The 15046-nt window shown below is 71.5% G+C and carries 14 protein-coding genes; 11 read left to right on the top strand and 3 right to left on the bottom strand.

The window, feature by feature from the left end; all coding sequences use genetic code 11:
• Positions 1–30: 30 nt before the first annotated feature.
• Positions 31–1059, bottom strand: coding sequence for a GTP-binding protein (locus HP445_RS09995; protein WP_128780905.1), 1029 nt, complete (start codon positions 1057–1059; stop codon positions 31–33).
• Positions 1060–1104: 45 nt separating this feature from the next.
• Here HP445_RS09995 and ykgO point away from each other — a divergent pair, with 45 nt between their 5' ends.
• Positions 1105–1227 carry a type B 50S ribosomal protein L36 gene (ykgO, locus tag HP445_RS09990; RefSeq protein WP_017888460.1) on the top strand — a complete coding sequence of 41 codons (123 nt, stop codon included), beginning with the start codon at positions 1105–1107 and terminating at the stop codon, positions 1225–1227.
• A gap of 28 nt (positions 1228–1255) precedes the next feature.
• Positions 1256–1912: a histidine phosphatase family protein gene (locus HP445_RS09985; protein ID WP_128780906.1), complete on the top strand. Its 657-nt coding sequence runs from the start codon at positions 1256–1258 to the stop codon at positions 1910–1912.
• A gap of 73 nt (positions 1913–1985) precedes the next feature.
• On the opposite strand, the gene HP445_RS09980 is transcribed toward HP445_RS09985, so the two are convergent.
• On the bottom strand, positions 1986–3713 hold the full coding sequence (locus HP445_RS09980) for a glycerol-3-phosphate dehydrogenase/oxidase (protein WP_128780907.1): 1728 nt from the start codon (positions 3711–3713) through the stop codon (positions 1986–1988).
• A 213-nt stretch (positions 3714–3926) separates the two neighbouring features.
• Here HP445_RS09980 and HP445_RS09975 point away from each other — a divergent pair, with 213 nt between their 5' ends.
• From HP445_RS09975 to ald, 3 genes are all read left to right on the top strand, one after another.
• Complete coding sequence (locus tag HP445_RS09975) at positions 3927–4868, top strand: sugar-binding transcriptional regulator (RefSeq protein WP_110862278.1); 942 nt, start codon at positions 3927–3929, stop codon at positions 4866–4868.
• 48 nt (positions 4869–4916) lie between these two features.
• Entirely contained in the window at positions 4917–5876 is a 960-nt protein-coding gene (locus HP445_RS09970; protein WP_128780908.1) for an AraC family transcriptional regulator, read from the top strand.
• A gap of 141 nt (positions 5877–6017) precedes the next feature.
• Positions 6018–7118, top strand: coding sequence for an alanine dehydrogenase (ald, locus tag HP445_RS09965; RefSeq protein WP_128780909.1), 1101 nt, complete (start codon positions 6018–6020; stop codon positions 7116–7118).
• Between the two features lie 83 nt (positions 7119–7201).
• Here ald and HP445_RS09960 read toward each other — a convergent pair whose 3' ends face one another.
• Positions 7202–8011 (bottom strand): tryptophan-rich sensory protein, encoded by an 810-nt coding sequence (locus tag HP445_RS09960; RefSeq protein WP_128780910.1) that lies wholly within the window; start codon positions 8009–8011, stop codon positions 7202–7204.
• 153 nt (positions 8012–8164) lie between these two features.
• Here HP445_RS09960 and HP445_RS09955 point away from each other — a divergent pair, with 153 nt between their 5' ends.
• From HP445_RS09955 to sufU, 6 genes are all read left to right on the top strand, one after another.
• A complete protein-coding gene (locus HP445_RS09955) occupies positions 8165–9148 on the top strand; it encodes a magnesium and cobalt transport protein CorA (RefSeq protein ID WP_128780911.1) in 984 nt (327 codons plus the stop codon).
• Positions 9149–9267: 119 nt separating this feature from the next.
• Positions 9268–11379 (top strand): alpha-galactosidase, encoded by a 2112-nt coding sequence (locus tag HP445_RS09950; protein ID WP_128780912.1) that lies wholly within the window; start codon positions 9268–9270, stop codon positions 11377–11379.
• 100 nt (positions 11380–11479) lie between these two features.
• A complete protein-coding gene (locus tag HP445_RS09945) occupies positions 11480–12763 on the top strand; it encodes a chloride channel protein (RefSeq protein ID WP_071405054.1) in 1284 nt (427 codons plus the stop codon).
• Between the two features lie 95 nt (positions 12764–12858).
• Positions 12859–13071 (top strand): Rv0909 family putative TA system antitoxin, encoded by a 213-nt coding sequence (locus HP445_RS09940; protein WP_128780913.1) that lies wholly within the window; start codon positions 12859–12861, stop codon positions 13069–13071.
• 135 nt (positions 13072–13206) lie between these two features.
• Positions 13207–14499: an aminotransferase class V-fold PLP-dependent enzyme gene (locus HP445_RS09935; RefSeq protein WP_128781084.1), complete on the top strand. Its 1293-nt coding sequence runs from the start codon at positions 13207–13209 to the stop codon at positions 14497–14499.
• Complete coding sequence (sufU, locus tag HP445_RS09930) at positions 14496–14945, top strand: Fe-S cluster assembly sulfur transfer protein SufU (protein ID WP_111225273.1); 450 nt, start codon at positions 14496–14498, stop codon at positions 14943–14945. Before HP445_RS09935 ends, sufU begins: the two co-directional genes overlap by 4 nt.
• Positions 14946–15046 lie beyond the last annotated feature (101 nt).

Here is a 15046-nt window from a genome sequence, read left to right as displayed (position 1 = left end):
CGCGCCGCACGCGCCGCGCCGCCCGCCCCCTCACTCGTGCCGGTGCTCCGACGCCGGGTCCACCGCGGGCCACACCGGGAACGGGTCCGGCCAGCCGCGCCACACGTCCGGCCCGGCGAGCAGCTCCGACGGCGTGAGCAGCGCCCCGTCGAGCGCCCGCTCGATCCCCCGGACGTCGAGCTGCTCGCCGACGAACCACAGCGCCTGCCCGATCGGGGCGTCGGCGTCCCACGACGGGTTCGCGGTGGGGTCGAGCGCGAGCATCGACCCGAAGCTCGACCACGAGCCGACGTGGTCCGGTCGGGAGGCCAGGCGGAAGAACCCCCGCGACCGCAGCACACGGCCGTTCACGCCGGCGGACAGGTCCTCGGCGATGACGGACGACAGCCGTCCGGGGTGGAACGGCAGCGGCTCCCGGTAGCGCATCGAGACCAGGGCGTCGCGGGCCTCGCGCCCGGTGTCCGCGCCGCTCGACAGCGCCCGCATCCAGCCGGCACCGGTGGCGAGCACCCGTGCGGCTCCACCGTTCGAGGCAGGCAGGTCGGCGGCGCTCCGGATCGCGGGCATGGCGACGATCACGGCCTGGGGCGCCATCCGGTGCAGTAGTGACACGAGCGCCCGTCGCCGACGGCCCGACAGCGGCTCGATGCGGTCCAGGGCGATCACCGTCGCGTACTCGACGAGTGCGGCCATCCGGTCCGCGGCCACGAAGGCGTCGTCGACGTCCGACCACAGCAGGTGCGCGACATCGTCGGCCCGCAGCACCCCGACGACGTGCCGCAGCACCCGGTCGTCGCCGGTCTCGGACCGTGCCGCGTTGGCGAGCAGCATGCCGACCGCTCGGGCATCGGCCCCGGGGTGCAGGGTGACGACGAGCCCGTGGCCCGCGTCGGGTCCGCAGACCCGGTCGAGCTGGTCGGCCCGGTCGGCCACGGCGCGGGCGGTGGCGAAGGCACTCCCGGCGACGTGCATCCGGTGTCCGTCCGAGATCCGGGCGGCGACGCGGTCGGCGTCGACCTGGTGCAGGGCGGTGACGAGGGTGATGGCAGCAGCACGCATGTCCGCTACTGTAACTGAAAACCGTTATCAACAAGGAGGCTCGTCGTGAAGGTCCGCAACTCCCTCAAGGCCCTGAAGAAGATCCCCGGCTCGCAGGTGGTCCGACGCCGGGGTCGCGTCTACGTCATCAACAAGAAGAACCCCCGCTGGAACACCCGGCAGGGCTGACGTCAGCGGCGGTCCGTAGGGTGGCGGCATGCGACTGCTGCTCATCCGCCACGGCCAGACCCCCGCGAACGTGCACGGCATCCTCGATGCTGTGGTGCCCGGACCGGGGCTGACCGAGCTCGGGCAGCAGCAGGCCGACGCCCTGCCCGCAGCGCTCGCCGACCGGGGGATCGAGCGACTGTTCGTGTCGTCGATGGTCCGCACGCAGATCACCGCGGCGCCCCTGGCGACCTCGCTCGGCCTCGAGCCCGTGGTGCTGCCGGGCCTGCGCGAGATCGAGGCGGGCGACACCCAGGGCAAGAGCGACAAGGTGTCCGTGCAGACCTACATCTCCACCGTGCACGGCTGGTCCGGCGGCGACCGGACGACCCGGATGCCCGGTGCCGAGAGCGGGGTCGAGTTCTTCGAGCGCTACGACGACGCCGTCCGGCAGATCGAGGCCACCGGGGTCGCGGTCGGCGCCGCCGTCAGCCACGGTGCCGCGATCCGCACGTGGGCGAGCGCAGCTGCGCAGAACACCCCGGACCACTTCGGCACGAAGCGTCACCTGGAGAACACCGGCATCGTCGAGCTCGAGGGCTCGTTCGCCGACGGCTGGCGCCTGGTCGACTGGGAAGGCGAACCGGTCGGCGGCGACCAGCTCATCGACCGCACGGCGCTCGACCCCACCGGCGAGCGTTTCTGACGCGACCAGCAGACAGACAGGAGGCGCGGTGCCAGCTGGCACCGCGCCTCCTGTCTGTGGTCGGTCGCGTCGACTACGCGAGCTGCGACGCGGACGTCAGCGGCACGATCACGCCGTGCGACTCACGCAGCACGTCGAGCGTGCGCTGGACCTCGTCCGCGCGCTCCTCGGTCGTCCAGCCGAGCGCACCGGCGAGCACGTCGGCCAGCTCGTCGAGCAGGTCGATCGTGACCCCGCCGACGAACGCCAGGTTCGTGCGGCGCAGGACGACGTCCACCAGGTGGACGGCCTGCTCGTGGCGGGCGAAGTACGCGACCTCGGCGCGGGTGAGCGACGGGTCGGACTCGAGCGGCTCGACCGGGCCGTCGGTCAGGACGTCCACGACCTCGGCGGCACGGGTGCCGTAGCGCTCGAGCAGCCCCTCGACCAGGGACTCGTCCAGGCCGTCGCGGTGCGACTTGATCCACAGGGCGCGCTGCGCGTCGGTGGTCGGGAACTCCTTGCCACCGCCGATCGGCATGCCCGTGGTGTCGACCTTGCGGCTCATGCCGAGCTTGGTCGTCGCCTCGGTGGACAGGTGTGCAGCGAGGGCCCGGAAGGTCGTCCACTTGCCACCGACGAGCGACAGCACGGTGGACTTCGGCAGGCCGGCGATCTGCGTGTCCACGATCCGGTAGTCACGGGACACGAAGCCGGGGGCGGTGTCCTCGTGGCGGGGGAGCGGACGGATGCCGGAGTAGCTGTAGACGATGTGGTCGCGGGTGACGTCGATCTGCGGGAACACGTGCTTGACGAGCCCGAAGAAGTAGTCGATCTCCTCGTCGGTCGTCGTGACCGGCTTCGCGGGGTCGGCGTCGATGTCGGTCGTGCCGATGAGCACCCGGCCCTTGAGCGGGTAGATGAGGACGATGCGGCCGTCGTCGTTCTCGAAGAACAGCTCGCGGCCCTTCGTGGCCTCGAGCAGCTCGTCGTTGTGCACGACGATGTGCGAGCCCTTCGTGCCGCCCATGAACTTCGTCTCGCCGCCGAACGCCTCGTTCGTCAGGTCGGTCCAGGGGCCGGAGGCGTTGATCACGACGTCGGCCGTGAAGACGAACTCGTCGCCGGTCTCGCGGTCACGCAGCAGGACGCCGCCGTCGCGGGTGCCGGCTGCCTCGACGTAGTTGACGGCGCGTGCCTTGTCGGCTCCCGCGGCCAGGCCGTCCTTCAGGACGTCGAGGGCCAGGCGCTCGGGCTCGTGCACGCTCGCGTCGTAGTAGGTGCCCGTGTACTTCAGGTCCTTGTTGAGGGCGGGCATGTCCTCGAGTGCGGCCTTCTTGGTGCGGAAGACGTGCTTCGGGACGGAGCCGCCGTCACGCGAGAAGGAGTCGTAGATCGTCATGCCGATCTTGATGAGCATCGCGCCGCGCTCCTTGGTGGAGCGCTGCTTGTGCGTCAGCATGCGCAGCGGGGCGTTCATGATGCCGGAGAACGTCGAGAAGATCGGCATGGTCGTCTGCAGCGGCTTGACGTAGTGCGGGGCGATGCGGATCAGGCCGTTGCGCTCCTGCACGCTCTCGCGCACCAGGCGGAACTCGCCGTTCTCCAGGTAGCGGATACCGCCGTGGATCATGTGGCTCGAGGCCGCGGAGGCGCCGGAGGCGTAGTCGCCACGCTCGACCAGGGCGACGTCGACGCCCTGGAGCGCCAGGTCGCGGAACGTCGCGATGCCGTTGATGCCGCCGCCGACGACGAGGACCTGCGCGTTCGGGCGCTCGGTGAGGGCGGTCACCGTGTTCCGGGGCTGTGTCTTCTTCGACATGGTTCGTCGCTTCCTTCGTCTGTTCGTGGGGTCAGGATCGATCGTGCGCTCGTTCGACAGGGCGGGCAACTCGCGTGCACGAACGTGCAGCACACGTGTCGTCCAGGCCCGACACGGCGGTCAGGAGGCGCGGCAGGGGTTGCAGAGGCCGTGCACGTCCGTGCATGGTTGCGTTCGACAGATCGGAGCACCATGAGTGATGCGGCTCAGCCCATGCGCACGCAGCAGGCGCTGCGCGCCGCCCACCTGTACTACCTACAGGACCTGACGATGGACGCGATCGCCGACGAACTCGGCACCTCGCGCTCGTCGGTGTCGCGGCTGCTGAAGTACGCGAGGGACACGGGGCTCGTCGACATCCAGATCCGTTCGCCCCTGGACCAGGCCGCTGCGCTGAGCCGGAGCATCCGCTCCCGCTTCGGGGTGCACGCGCACGTCGTCCCGGTGCCGGACCACACGAGCGACGTCGACCGGCTCGAGCGGGTGGCCCTGTCCGCCGCCCGGATCCTGACGCAGTACGTCGAGTCGAACATGGTCATCGGGATCTCGTGGGGCTCGACCGTGAGTGCGGTCAGCCGCTACCTGGTGCCGAAGACCACCCACGGCTCGACGATCGTGCAGATCAACGGCGCCGCGAACACCCGCACCACCGGCATCGTCTACGCGTCCGAGATCCTCCGCCGGTTCGGCGAGGCCTACGGCGCGTTCGTGCAGCAGTTCCCGGTGCCGGCGTTCTTCGACGACCCCGCGACGAAGGAGGCCCTGTTCCGGGAGCGTTCGATCCGCCGTGTGCTCGACCTGCACGAGCGGATGGACCTCGTCGTGTTCGGTGTCGGTGCCCCGCAGGCCCCGGTGCCCTCGCACGTGTACTCCGGCGGGTACCTCGACCCCGAGGACCGTGACGAGCTCACGCAGGCGGGGGTCGTCGGTGACGTCTCGACGGTGTTCTACCGGGCCGACGGCTCGTGGAAGGACATCGGGGTGAACGCCCGGGCCGGCGCTCCGGACCTCGACACGATCAAGCGCGCGCCGCGGCGGGTCTGCGTCGTCGCCGGGCGGTCGAAGGCGGCGTCGCTGCGCGGTGCACTGGCTGCCGGGCTCATCACGGACCTGATCCTGGACGAGAGCGTGGGGCAGGCGATCCTGCAGCCCTGAGTCAGGACCTGACGCACTTTGTCGGTGGTCTGTCCTAGGTTCTCGACCATGGTGCTTTCTCTCGAACAGCCCGGTCAGCGGTACTTCCGGCGGATGGTCGGCAGCGACGTCGACCAGGCGCTCGCGTTCTTCACGGGCGACTACGACTTCCGTGCTCCACTGGTCCGTCGCACCCACGAGAACGCCCACTGGGACTTCGCCGGCGTCGGTGACGAGCGGATGTCCCTGCGCTCGTCACGGTTCATGGTCGACCTGCGGAGCGAGAGCCAGGTCGACGACGAGTTCCTGGTCGCCTGGATGCGGAGCGGCTCGAGCCGGATCACCACGGGCGGCGAGACGTTCGAGCTCGAGGCCGGGGTGCCGGTCGTGCTGCCCTTCGCCGAGCCGTACGCGCTGCACCACCACGACATCGCCCTGAACCTGGTGCAGCTCGACCGCGACTTCGTCCGTGCCGTCGCCGGTGACGACGACTTCGCCTTCGAACCGATGCGCCGCCCGACCGCCGACGGCATCGCGCTGTGGCGGTCGGTGGTGCGGAAGTACTCGGCCGTCTGGCTCGACGTCGACCGGTCGATGAGTCCGATGGTGCAGTACGACATCGCCGAGGCCTTCGCGACCGCGGCGATCCGGGCGTTCCCGCGGCGCAACAAGTGGCGGGCGACGGTGTCCGGCAGCGGCCCGGAGCACGACCGTCTGCGCCGAGCGCTCGAGTTCGTGCACGAGCACGCGCGCGAAGCGATCGGCACGCCGGACATCGCGGCGGCTGCCGGGCTCAGCCCCCGCGGGTTGCAGCAGTCGCTCCGTCGGCACCTCGACCAGACGCCGGGGGAGCTCCTGCGCGGCGTGCGGCTCGACGGCGCCCGAACCGACCTGGTCGGCGGTGCGCTGGACGAGACGACGGTGGCCGAGATCGCGCGGACGTGGGGTTTCGGGCACCTCGGGCGCTTCTCGGCGACCTACCGCAGCCGTTTCGGGGAGCTGCCGAGCGAGTCGCTGCGCGGGCACTGACCGACTGCTGCTGCGGACCGCTCCGCCGAATCTGATGACACGGATCGCGCTGCGGCTGTCCGGATGTTCGGTTGAGCGCTGCTGTGGGCGAATCCGGTGCTGAATGGACGGGACGAACGCACCGCCCACGAAGGAGTCAGCATGCGCATCGGCGTCCCCACCGAGATCAAGAACAACGAGTACCGCGTCGCGGCCACGCCCGCCGGTGTCGCCGAGCTCGGGTCGCACGGCCACCAGGTGTTGGTGCAGGCCGGTGCCGGGTCCGGTTCGGCCTTCACCGACGACGAGTACCGCACCGCCGGCGCCACGATCGTCGACACCGCGGCCGAGGTGTGGGAGCGCGCCGAGCTGATCCTCAAGGTGAAGGAACCGGTCGCGTCGGAGTACCCCATGATCCGGCCGGGCCAGGTGCTCTTCACCTACCTGCACCTCGCCGCCGACCGACCGCTGACCGACGCGCTCATCGACTCGGGTGCGACGGCGATCGCCTACGAGACCGTGCAGCTGCCGGACCGCTCGCTGCCACTGCTGTCGCCGATGTCCGAGGTCGCCGGGCGACTGTCCTCCCAGGTCGGCGCGTTCCACCTGATGCGCACGAACGGTGGGCGCGGGCTGCTGCTCGGCGGGGTCCCCGGCACGCCGAAGGGTCGCGTGGTCGTCATCGGCGGTGGTGTCGCTGGGGAGCACGCCGCGACGATGGCGCTCGGGATGGGCGCCGACGTCACGGTGTTCGACATCAGCCTGCCGCGGCTCCGGGCACTGGACGCCCGGTTCGACGGCCGCGTCACGACCCTGCGCTCGTCGGCGCACGCCATCGCCGAGGCCCTGCGCGACGCGGACCTGGTGATCGGCTCCGTGCTCATCCCCGGGGCGTCAGCGCCGAAGCTCGTCACCGACGCGATGGTCGCCGACATGCGGCCGGGCTCGGTGCTGGTCGACATCGCGATCGACCAGGGCGGCTGCTTCGAGGGCTCGCACCCGACCACCCACGACGACCCCACCTTCGCCGTGCACGACACCGTCTACTACTGCGTGGCGAACATGCCCGGGGCCGTCCCGCGAACGAGCACGATCTCGCTGACGAACGCCACGCTGCCGTACGCCGTCGCGATCGCCGACCGTGGCTGGGAGGCCGCACTCGAAGCCGACCCCGCACTCGCCGCCGGCCTGAACGTGCACGACGGCCGGGTCACGAACGCCGCGGTCGCCGCCGCGCACGGCCTGGTCGCGTCCGCGCGCTGATTCTTCGCGCTGAGCGACACCTCACGGGCCAGCGGCCACGTGAGGTGTCGCTCAGCGCGAAACGACGCGCAGGTAGCCGCGCGTCAGGCGGCCATCGGGGCCGCCGCCCGATCGGCACGCCAGCCGACCCAGCCGGCGCGGGCACGCACCACCACGGTCACGACGACCACGGCCGCCGCAGCCACCACGGCCGCGACCGCCGTCGGCACGGAGACGAGCGGTCCCTCGAACCGGGCCACGGCGACCCACGCCAGACCCCACGCGACCGAGGCCATGGGTGCCAGGCGTCCCCGGCCCCACAGCGCGATGAGGACCCCGACGAGCCCGGCCACGGCGGCGACGAGCACGCCCCACGGGTCCTGCCCGAGTCCGAAGCCCCGGAAGCCCGCCGCCGTCAGCACCGCAGCGGTGTTCGCGGCCGTCGCGACGCAGACCCACCCGAGGTACAGACCGAACGTGCCGTCGGTCAGGATCGCCTCGACCACGCCGCGGGACGGGGTCCGGCGCAGGATCGTGAACGTCCAGATCAGCACGGCGAGCAGTGCGACGATGATCGGCTCGCTCGCCCACAGGAACCCGAACTGCACCGACAGGATCCACGCGGCGTTGAGCAGCAGGGAGAGCACCGCCGGCACCACCAGCCGCTCGTGCCGCTCGTCGTTCGCGGTGCGGAAGAGCTGCAGCACCGCGTAGCCGATGAGCCCGGCGTAGACGACACTCCAGATCGAGAAGGCCGGGCCGTCCGGGGCGATCGCGGTCGAGGACGCCGACAGGGCGCCACCGGCGGCGTCCTGGATGGGCGTGCCGCCGGCAGCGCCCGACCCCACGTACGCGCCGATGACGGCGACGACCGCGCTCACGGCCACCGCGATGCGCTTCCAGATCCTCTTCATGACAGTCCCTTTCGTCAGCATGCTGATGACCTGCACCGTAGGCGGCCGGTGTCGACGGCCGTGCAGCGCACGTTCAGGCAGGACGCGGGGCGTGTGGCGGGGCCGCCACGGGCCTCCAGGCCGGAGACCGGCCACCCTGCGTACGGTGGGCGCGTGAGCGTCGAACTGAACACCGTCTACATCGACCGGATCGCACCGATCGCGAGTCCGTCCCTCGACGACACCTTCCGGATGCTCGACGAGCAGGGCGCCAGCGCGTGCATCGTCCTGCACCAGCCCGACGCCGAGGAACTCGGCGACGTCGCGGTCGCCCTCGGCCTGCACGAACTCGCCGTCGAGGACTCCGCCGAGGGGCACCAGCGACCGAAGCTCGAGCGCTACGGCTCGACGCTGTTCGTGGTGCTCAAGCCCGCGCTGTACAACGACCAGCAGGAAGAGGTGGCGTTCGGCGAGGTGCACGCCTTCGTCGGTGAGACCTTCTTCCTCGCCGTCGTGAAGGCCGACCCCCGCGGCAAGCAGACCGTTCCCCGGGCGCTGCAGCGGTTGAGCGGCAAGCCGGGGCTGGTGACCGTCGGCCCGCAGGCGCAGCTCTGGGCGCTGATGGACTCCATCGTCGACGGCTACGTGCCCGTGATCGACGGACTCGAGGAGGACATCAACCAGATCGAGGACCAGCTGTTCTCGGGCGAGGCCGGGGTGTCCCGGCGCGCGTACGAGCTGTTCGGCGAGGTCGTCGACTTCCAGCGAGCGGCGCGTCCCCTGGTCTACATGATCGAGAACCTGCACCGCGGCGCCGAGAAGTACCACCTGCCGATCGAGATGCAGCGGCGGTTCCGTGACGTCCTCGACCACGCGATCCGGGTGGTGGAACGCCTCGACACGTTCCGGCAGCTGCTGCAGAACGCACTGACCGTCGACTCGACCCTGGCGGCGCAGAAGCAGAACGACGACACGAAGAAGATCTCCGGCTGGGCGGCGATCCTGTTCGCGCCGACGCTCATCGCCGCGATCTACGGGATGAACTTCACGCACATGCCCGAACTCGGCTGGACGTGGGGGTACCCGCTGTCGATCGTCGCGATGGTCCTGTTCGCCGCGATCCTGTACGTGGTGTTCAAGGTCAAGCGCTGGTTCTGAGCCACAACCGGAGCCGCGCTCGTTCTGAGCCGCAACCGGAGCCGCGCCGCAGCAGGATTTGCAGCGGACGGCTCCGGACCGGAAAGCTCTGACGTGCAACGACGCCGACTGGAGCCCGCATGCCGCACGAACTCGTCCACCTGACCGCCGGTGGCGTCTCGCTCGTCCTGGACTGCCGCGACGACGCGCTCCCCGCCGTCGTGCACTGGGGAGCGGCACTCGGCCCGCTCGACACCGACGCGCTGACGGCCCTCGCCGACGCCGACGTCACCCCGGTGTCCCCGAACGAGATGGACGACCCGGTCCGCCTGTCGATGCTGCCCGAGCCACACCGGGGCTGGAGCGGTCGTCCGGGGCTCGCCGGGCACCGTGACGGCGCCGACTGGTCGCCGGCGTTCACCGTGAGGTCGCTCGCCGTCACCGACTCCGCGGTCACCGCCGACGCCGAGGACACCACCGCCGGACTCACCGTCCGGGTCACCATCGAGATGCTCGGCTCCGGGCTGGTGCGGGCCCGCGCGAGCGTCACGAACACCGCCGACGGCGTCTACACCGTCGACGACCTGACGCTCGCGATGCCGATCCCGTCCGGGGCCCGCGAGATCCTGGACTTCGCCGGCCGCTGGGGCAAGGAGCGGACCCCGCAGCGCCGCGAACTCGTCGTGGGAACCCACCAGCGCGAGGGCCGGAAGGGTCGTACCGGCACCGACGCAGCGACCGTGCTGACGGTGGGGGAGCCGGGCTTCGGCTTCGCCCACGGTCAGGTCTGGGGCGTCCACACCGCCTGGAGCGGCAACCACCGGCACCACGCCGAACGGCTCGCCACCGGCCGCCAGGTCATCGGCGGCGGCGAACTCCTGCTGCCCGGCGAGGTCCGGCTCGGCACCGACGACACGTACGAGGGGCCGTGGGTGTACTTCGCCCACGGGGACGGCCTCGACGACCAGGCCCGACGGTTCCACCGCTGGCTCCGCAGCCGCCCGCAGCACCCGACGACGCCCCGCCCGATGACGATCAACGTGTGGGAGGCCGTGTACTTCGACCACGACCTGGCCCGCCTCGTCGACCTCGCCGAGCGTGCCGCGGCCCTCGGCGTCGAACGCTACGTGCTCGACGACGGCTGGTTCCGTGGCCGCCGCGACGACCACGCCGGCCTCGGTGACTGGTACGTCGACGAGGACGTCTGGCCGGACGGACTCGGCCCCCTGGTCGACCGGGTCCGTGCGCTCGGCATGGAGTTCGGCCTGTGGTTCGAACCCGAGATGGTGAACGAGGACAGCGACCTGGCGCGTGCCCACCCGGAGTGGATCCTGCAGGCCGACGGTCGGCTGCCCGCTCGGTCCCGCGACCAGCAGGTGCTCAACCTGGCGATCCCCGAGGCCTTCGACCACGTGCTCGAACGGATGACGGCGATCATCGGCGAGTACGCGGTCGACGCCGTGAAGTGGGACCACAACCGCGACCTCGTCGAGGCGGGGTTCCCGGGCGGCGGCGCAGCGGTCCACGAGCAGACCCTCGCCGCGTACCGGTTGATGGCGACGCTCGGCGAGCGCTTCCCGTCGCTGGAGATCGAGTCGTGCTCGTCGGGTGGCGGTCGGGTCGACCTCGGCGTCATCGAGCACACCGCGCGAGTGTGGGTGTCCGACGACATCGACCCGCTCGAGCGCCAGCAGATGCACCGGTGGACGCAGCAGCTCCTGCCGCCGGAGCTGCTCGGGTCGCACATCGCGAGCGGCCGGAACCACACGACCGGTCGCGTCCACGACCTCGCCTTCCGTGCCGGCACCGCCCTGGTCGGGCACCTCGGCATCGAGTGGGACCTGGCCGGCGCGACCGCCGACGAGTCCGCTGCACTGACCGAGTGGATCGCGCTGTACCGGGAGCTCCGCCCGCTCCTGCACGGCGGTGACCTGGTGCGCTCGGACGAGGTCGACGACGCACGGCTCGTGTACGGCACGGTCGCGTCGGACCGGCAGCAGGCCGTCTTCTTCCTCGCCAGCATCGGCCGCTCCGAGGTCTCCGGCACCGGCCGGGTCACCTTCCGCGACCTCGATCCCGACACGTCGTACCGCGTCGACCCGGTGGTCATCGGCGACGGCCACGACCTGGGGCGGCCGGACTGGTGGTCCGGCCCGCGGGTGTTCAGCGGCCGGGTGCTCGGCACCGTCGGCCTGCAGCCACCGCTCATGCCGGCCGACTGCGTGGTGCCGTTCCGGGTGACGGCCGTCTGACGGCGGGTGGTCGGGGCTCCCGGCCTGGAGGCTCGTCCCGCGTCCGGCGGGCCCGTCGCGGTCCGTCATCGGGTGCGTCCAGCCCGTTAGGCTTCCGGTCATGCCGCACTCCGGACACGCGACCCCGGTCTGGGCCCTCAAGCTCGCCGTCGTCACCGCCCTGGTGGGCGTCTCCGGCGGCATCGCCGGCATCGCGGTCTGGCTCGCGCTCCAGCTCATCCAGTTCGTCGCCTTCGGGTACGGGTTCGGCGGGCACCTCGAGGCCGCCGACGCATCGTCGGGCCTGAACCGGTTCCTCGCGCTCACCGCGGCCGGCGTCCTGACCGGGTTCGCCTGGTGGGCGCTCCGTCGGTGGGGGCGCTCGATCGTCTCGGTCACCGCGGCAGTCGACGGCAAGCGGATGCCGGCCCTGGCGACGCTCGCGAACGCCGGCATCCAGATCCTGGCCGTGGGGCTCGGCGCGTCCATCGGCAAGGAGGTCGCGCCGCGTGAGGTCGGAGCCTGGCTTGCTCAACTCGTCACCCGGCGTGCGGGGCTGACCGCACGCGAGACGAAGATCCTCGTCGCCTGCGGTGCTGCGGCCGGCCTCGCCGCCGTGTACGACGTACCCCTCGGTGGTGCGCTGTTCGCGGTCGAGGTCCTGCTCGGCGAGATCAGCTTCGCGACCGCCCTGCCCGCCTTCGCCACGAGTGCGGTCGCCGCCATCACCGCCCGGCTCGTGATCCCGGACGAGGTGCTCTACCACGTGCCCGCGATGCACCTGTCGCCGTCGCTGCTCGTCTGGGCGATCGTCGTCGGGCCTGTGCTGGGGCTCGCCGGGGTCGGGTTCGTCAAGCTGACCAACCGGCTGCAGGGCATCGCGCCGAAGGGCTGGCACCTGCTCGTCGTGCTGCCGGTGGTCTTCGCGATGGTGGGGCTCATCGCGATCCCGTTCCCGGAGATCCTCGGCAACGGTCGGGCGCTCGGCCTCGTCGCGATGAACACCACGCTCGACGACGCCTCGTTCGCCGGCCTCTCGCCGATCGTCCTGCTGCTGCTGCTCGGTGTCCTGCGGACCGTGACCACCTCGGCCACCATCGGAGCGGGTGCGGTCGGTGGCACGCTGACCCCCTCGATCGCGATCGGGTCGGCGATCGGTGGCGGGCTCGGCGGTGCGTGGCTGCTGCTGTGGCCGGCCGACGGCCCGAGCCTCGCGGCCTTCGCCTTCGTCGGGGCGGCGGCCTTCCTCGCCACCACCATGCGGGCGCCGTTCACCGCCCTCGTGCTCGTCGTCGAGTTCACCCAGCAGGGCACCGACATCCTCGTGCCGTCGTTGCTCGCGGTGTCCGGTGCGGTCGCCGTCGGGTACGTGCTCGCGCGCCGTCGCAGCGCCCAGATGGTGTGAAGACCCCGAACGTTCCGGTACGGACGACTACCCGGCGGCCTACTGTCGGCGCCAGGACGGAGCGACGGGCTCCGCACCGAGACGAGGAGCAGCCGATGGCGGGGTTCGACGACATCACGAAGAAGGCCCAGGAGTTCCTGAAGGACGGCAAGGTCCAGGACGCCCTGCAGAGCGAGAAGGCCGAGGGCGTCAGCGACAAGGTGCTCGGCGGTGTGGCCGACGCGGTCAAGAAGGCCACGGGCGGCAAGTACGACGACAAGATCGACGGTGCCCGCGACACAGCGGACAAGAAGATCGGCAACGAGTAGCGAACGACGTGCAACGGCCCAGGACCCGGCGTGGTCCTGGGCCGTCGCCGTGCCGACTGGACGTGGTCGGGAACAACGGACACCATGGACGGGTTGCTCCGGACAGCAGCACCAGGAGGACGAGACGTGACAGTCGTGGCGCCGAACCAGCCGCTCACCGAGACCGAGGTCGAGGCGATCAAGCGGGACTTCCCGATCCTCGCGCAGGACGTGAACGGGCAGCCGTTGGCGTACCTGGACTCCGGGGCGACGGCTGAACGCCCGCGCCAGGTCCTCGACGCCGAGCGCCGGTTCCTCGAACACGACAACGCCGCCGTCCACCGCGGTGCGCACACGCTCGCGGCGCTCAGCACCGACGCCTACGAGGACGCCCGCGCCACCGTCGCCGGCTTCATCGGTGCCGCCGCCCCGACCGAGGTCGTCTGGACCGCGAACGCCACCGACGCCCTCAACCTCGTCGCCTACGGCATGGCCAACGCCAGCCGCGGCCGCGGCGGTGCCGACGCGGAGCGCTTCCGCCTGGGCACCGGTGACGAGATCCTCGTGACCGAGGCCGAACACCACGCCAACCTCGTCCCGTGGCAGGAGCTCGCCGCACTGACCGGAGCGACCCTGCGCTGGGTCCCGGTCGCCGACGACGGCACCTGGACCGCCGACGACGCCGCGGCGCTGATCACCGACCGCACGAAGGTCGTCGCGTTCTCGCACGTCTCGAACGTCACCGGGATGATCGCCCCCGTCGAGCAGGTCGTCGGCCTCGCCCACGCGCGCGGCGCCCTCGTGGTGCTCGACGCCTGCCAGTCCGCGCCGCACCGTCCCCTCGACGTGCAGCAGCTCGGGGTCGACTTCGCCGCGTTCTCCGGGCACAAGATGCTCGGCCCGAACGGCATCGGCGTGCTCTGGGGCCGTGCGGAGCTGCTCGACGCCCTGCCGCCGTTCCGCACCGGTGGCTCGATGATCACCACCGTGACGATGGAGGGCTCCGAGTTCATGCCGGCGCCCGAGCGGTTCGAGGCGGGCACGCAGCCCGTGTCCCAGGCGGTCGCCCTCGCCGAGGCCGTCCGCTACCTGCAGGGCATCGGCATGGAACGCGTCCGCGCCCACGAGGAGCACCTCGCCCGCCGGATGCTCGACGGTCTCGCCGCCGTGCCCGGCATCCGCCTGGTCGGCCCGCCCGCCGGCGTCCCGCGCTCCGGCCTGGTCGCGTTCGACGTCGACGGCGTGCACGCCCACGACGTCTCGCAGTACCTCGACGCGCAGGGCATCGCCGTGCGCTCCGGCCACCACTGCGCCCAGCCCCTGCACCGCCGGCTCGGCCTCGTCGCCACGAGCCGGGCGAGCACGTACGTGTACACGACCGAGCACGACGTCGACCGGTTCCTCGCAGCCGTCGCCGAGATCCGCGACTACTTCGGAGCGACCGCGTGAACGCCCTCGACAGCCTGTACCAGCAGGTCATCCTCGACCACGCGAAGGCGCGGCACGGCGACGGTGCGATGCCCGACGCGGATGCTTCGCACTTCGAGCGGAACCCCACGTGCGGCGACGAGATCACGGTCAGCCTGCGGCTCGAACCCGGCACCGACCGTATCGCCGGACTCGCCTGGCAGGGTGACGGCTGCTCGATCTCGATGGCGTCGGCATCGGTCCTCACCGACATGGCCGTCGGCCGCACCGTGCCCGAGTTCCTCGCACTGACCGAGGAGTTCCGCACCATGATGCGCTCGCGCGGTGTCGGTGAGCCCGACGAGGACGTCCTCGAGGACCTCATCGCCTTCCACGGCGTCTCGAAGTTCGTCATGCGCGTCAAGTGCGGCATGCTCGCCTGGGTCGCGGCGGAAGCCGCCGCGCGTGAGGCGACCGCGGCCCGCTGAGCCAGCTGCGGCTCGCGATCGCGACCACCGACCGACCGGGAGGCCCGTTGCGGGCCCGCCCCGCGCCTCCCGTCCGCAGCTGGTCGCCGACCAGGCCCCGG

It is taken from the genome of Curtobacterium flaccumfaciens (genome assembly GCF_013359815.1).
GTDB lineage: Bacteria > Actinomycetota > Actinomycetes > Actinomycetales > Microbacteriaceae > Curtobacterium > Curtobacterium flaccumfaciens.
Note: the sequence above shows the minus strand (reverse complement) of the source record. Positions and strands in the feature narration are given on the sequence as shown.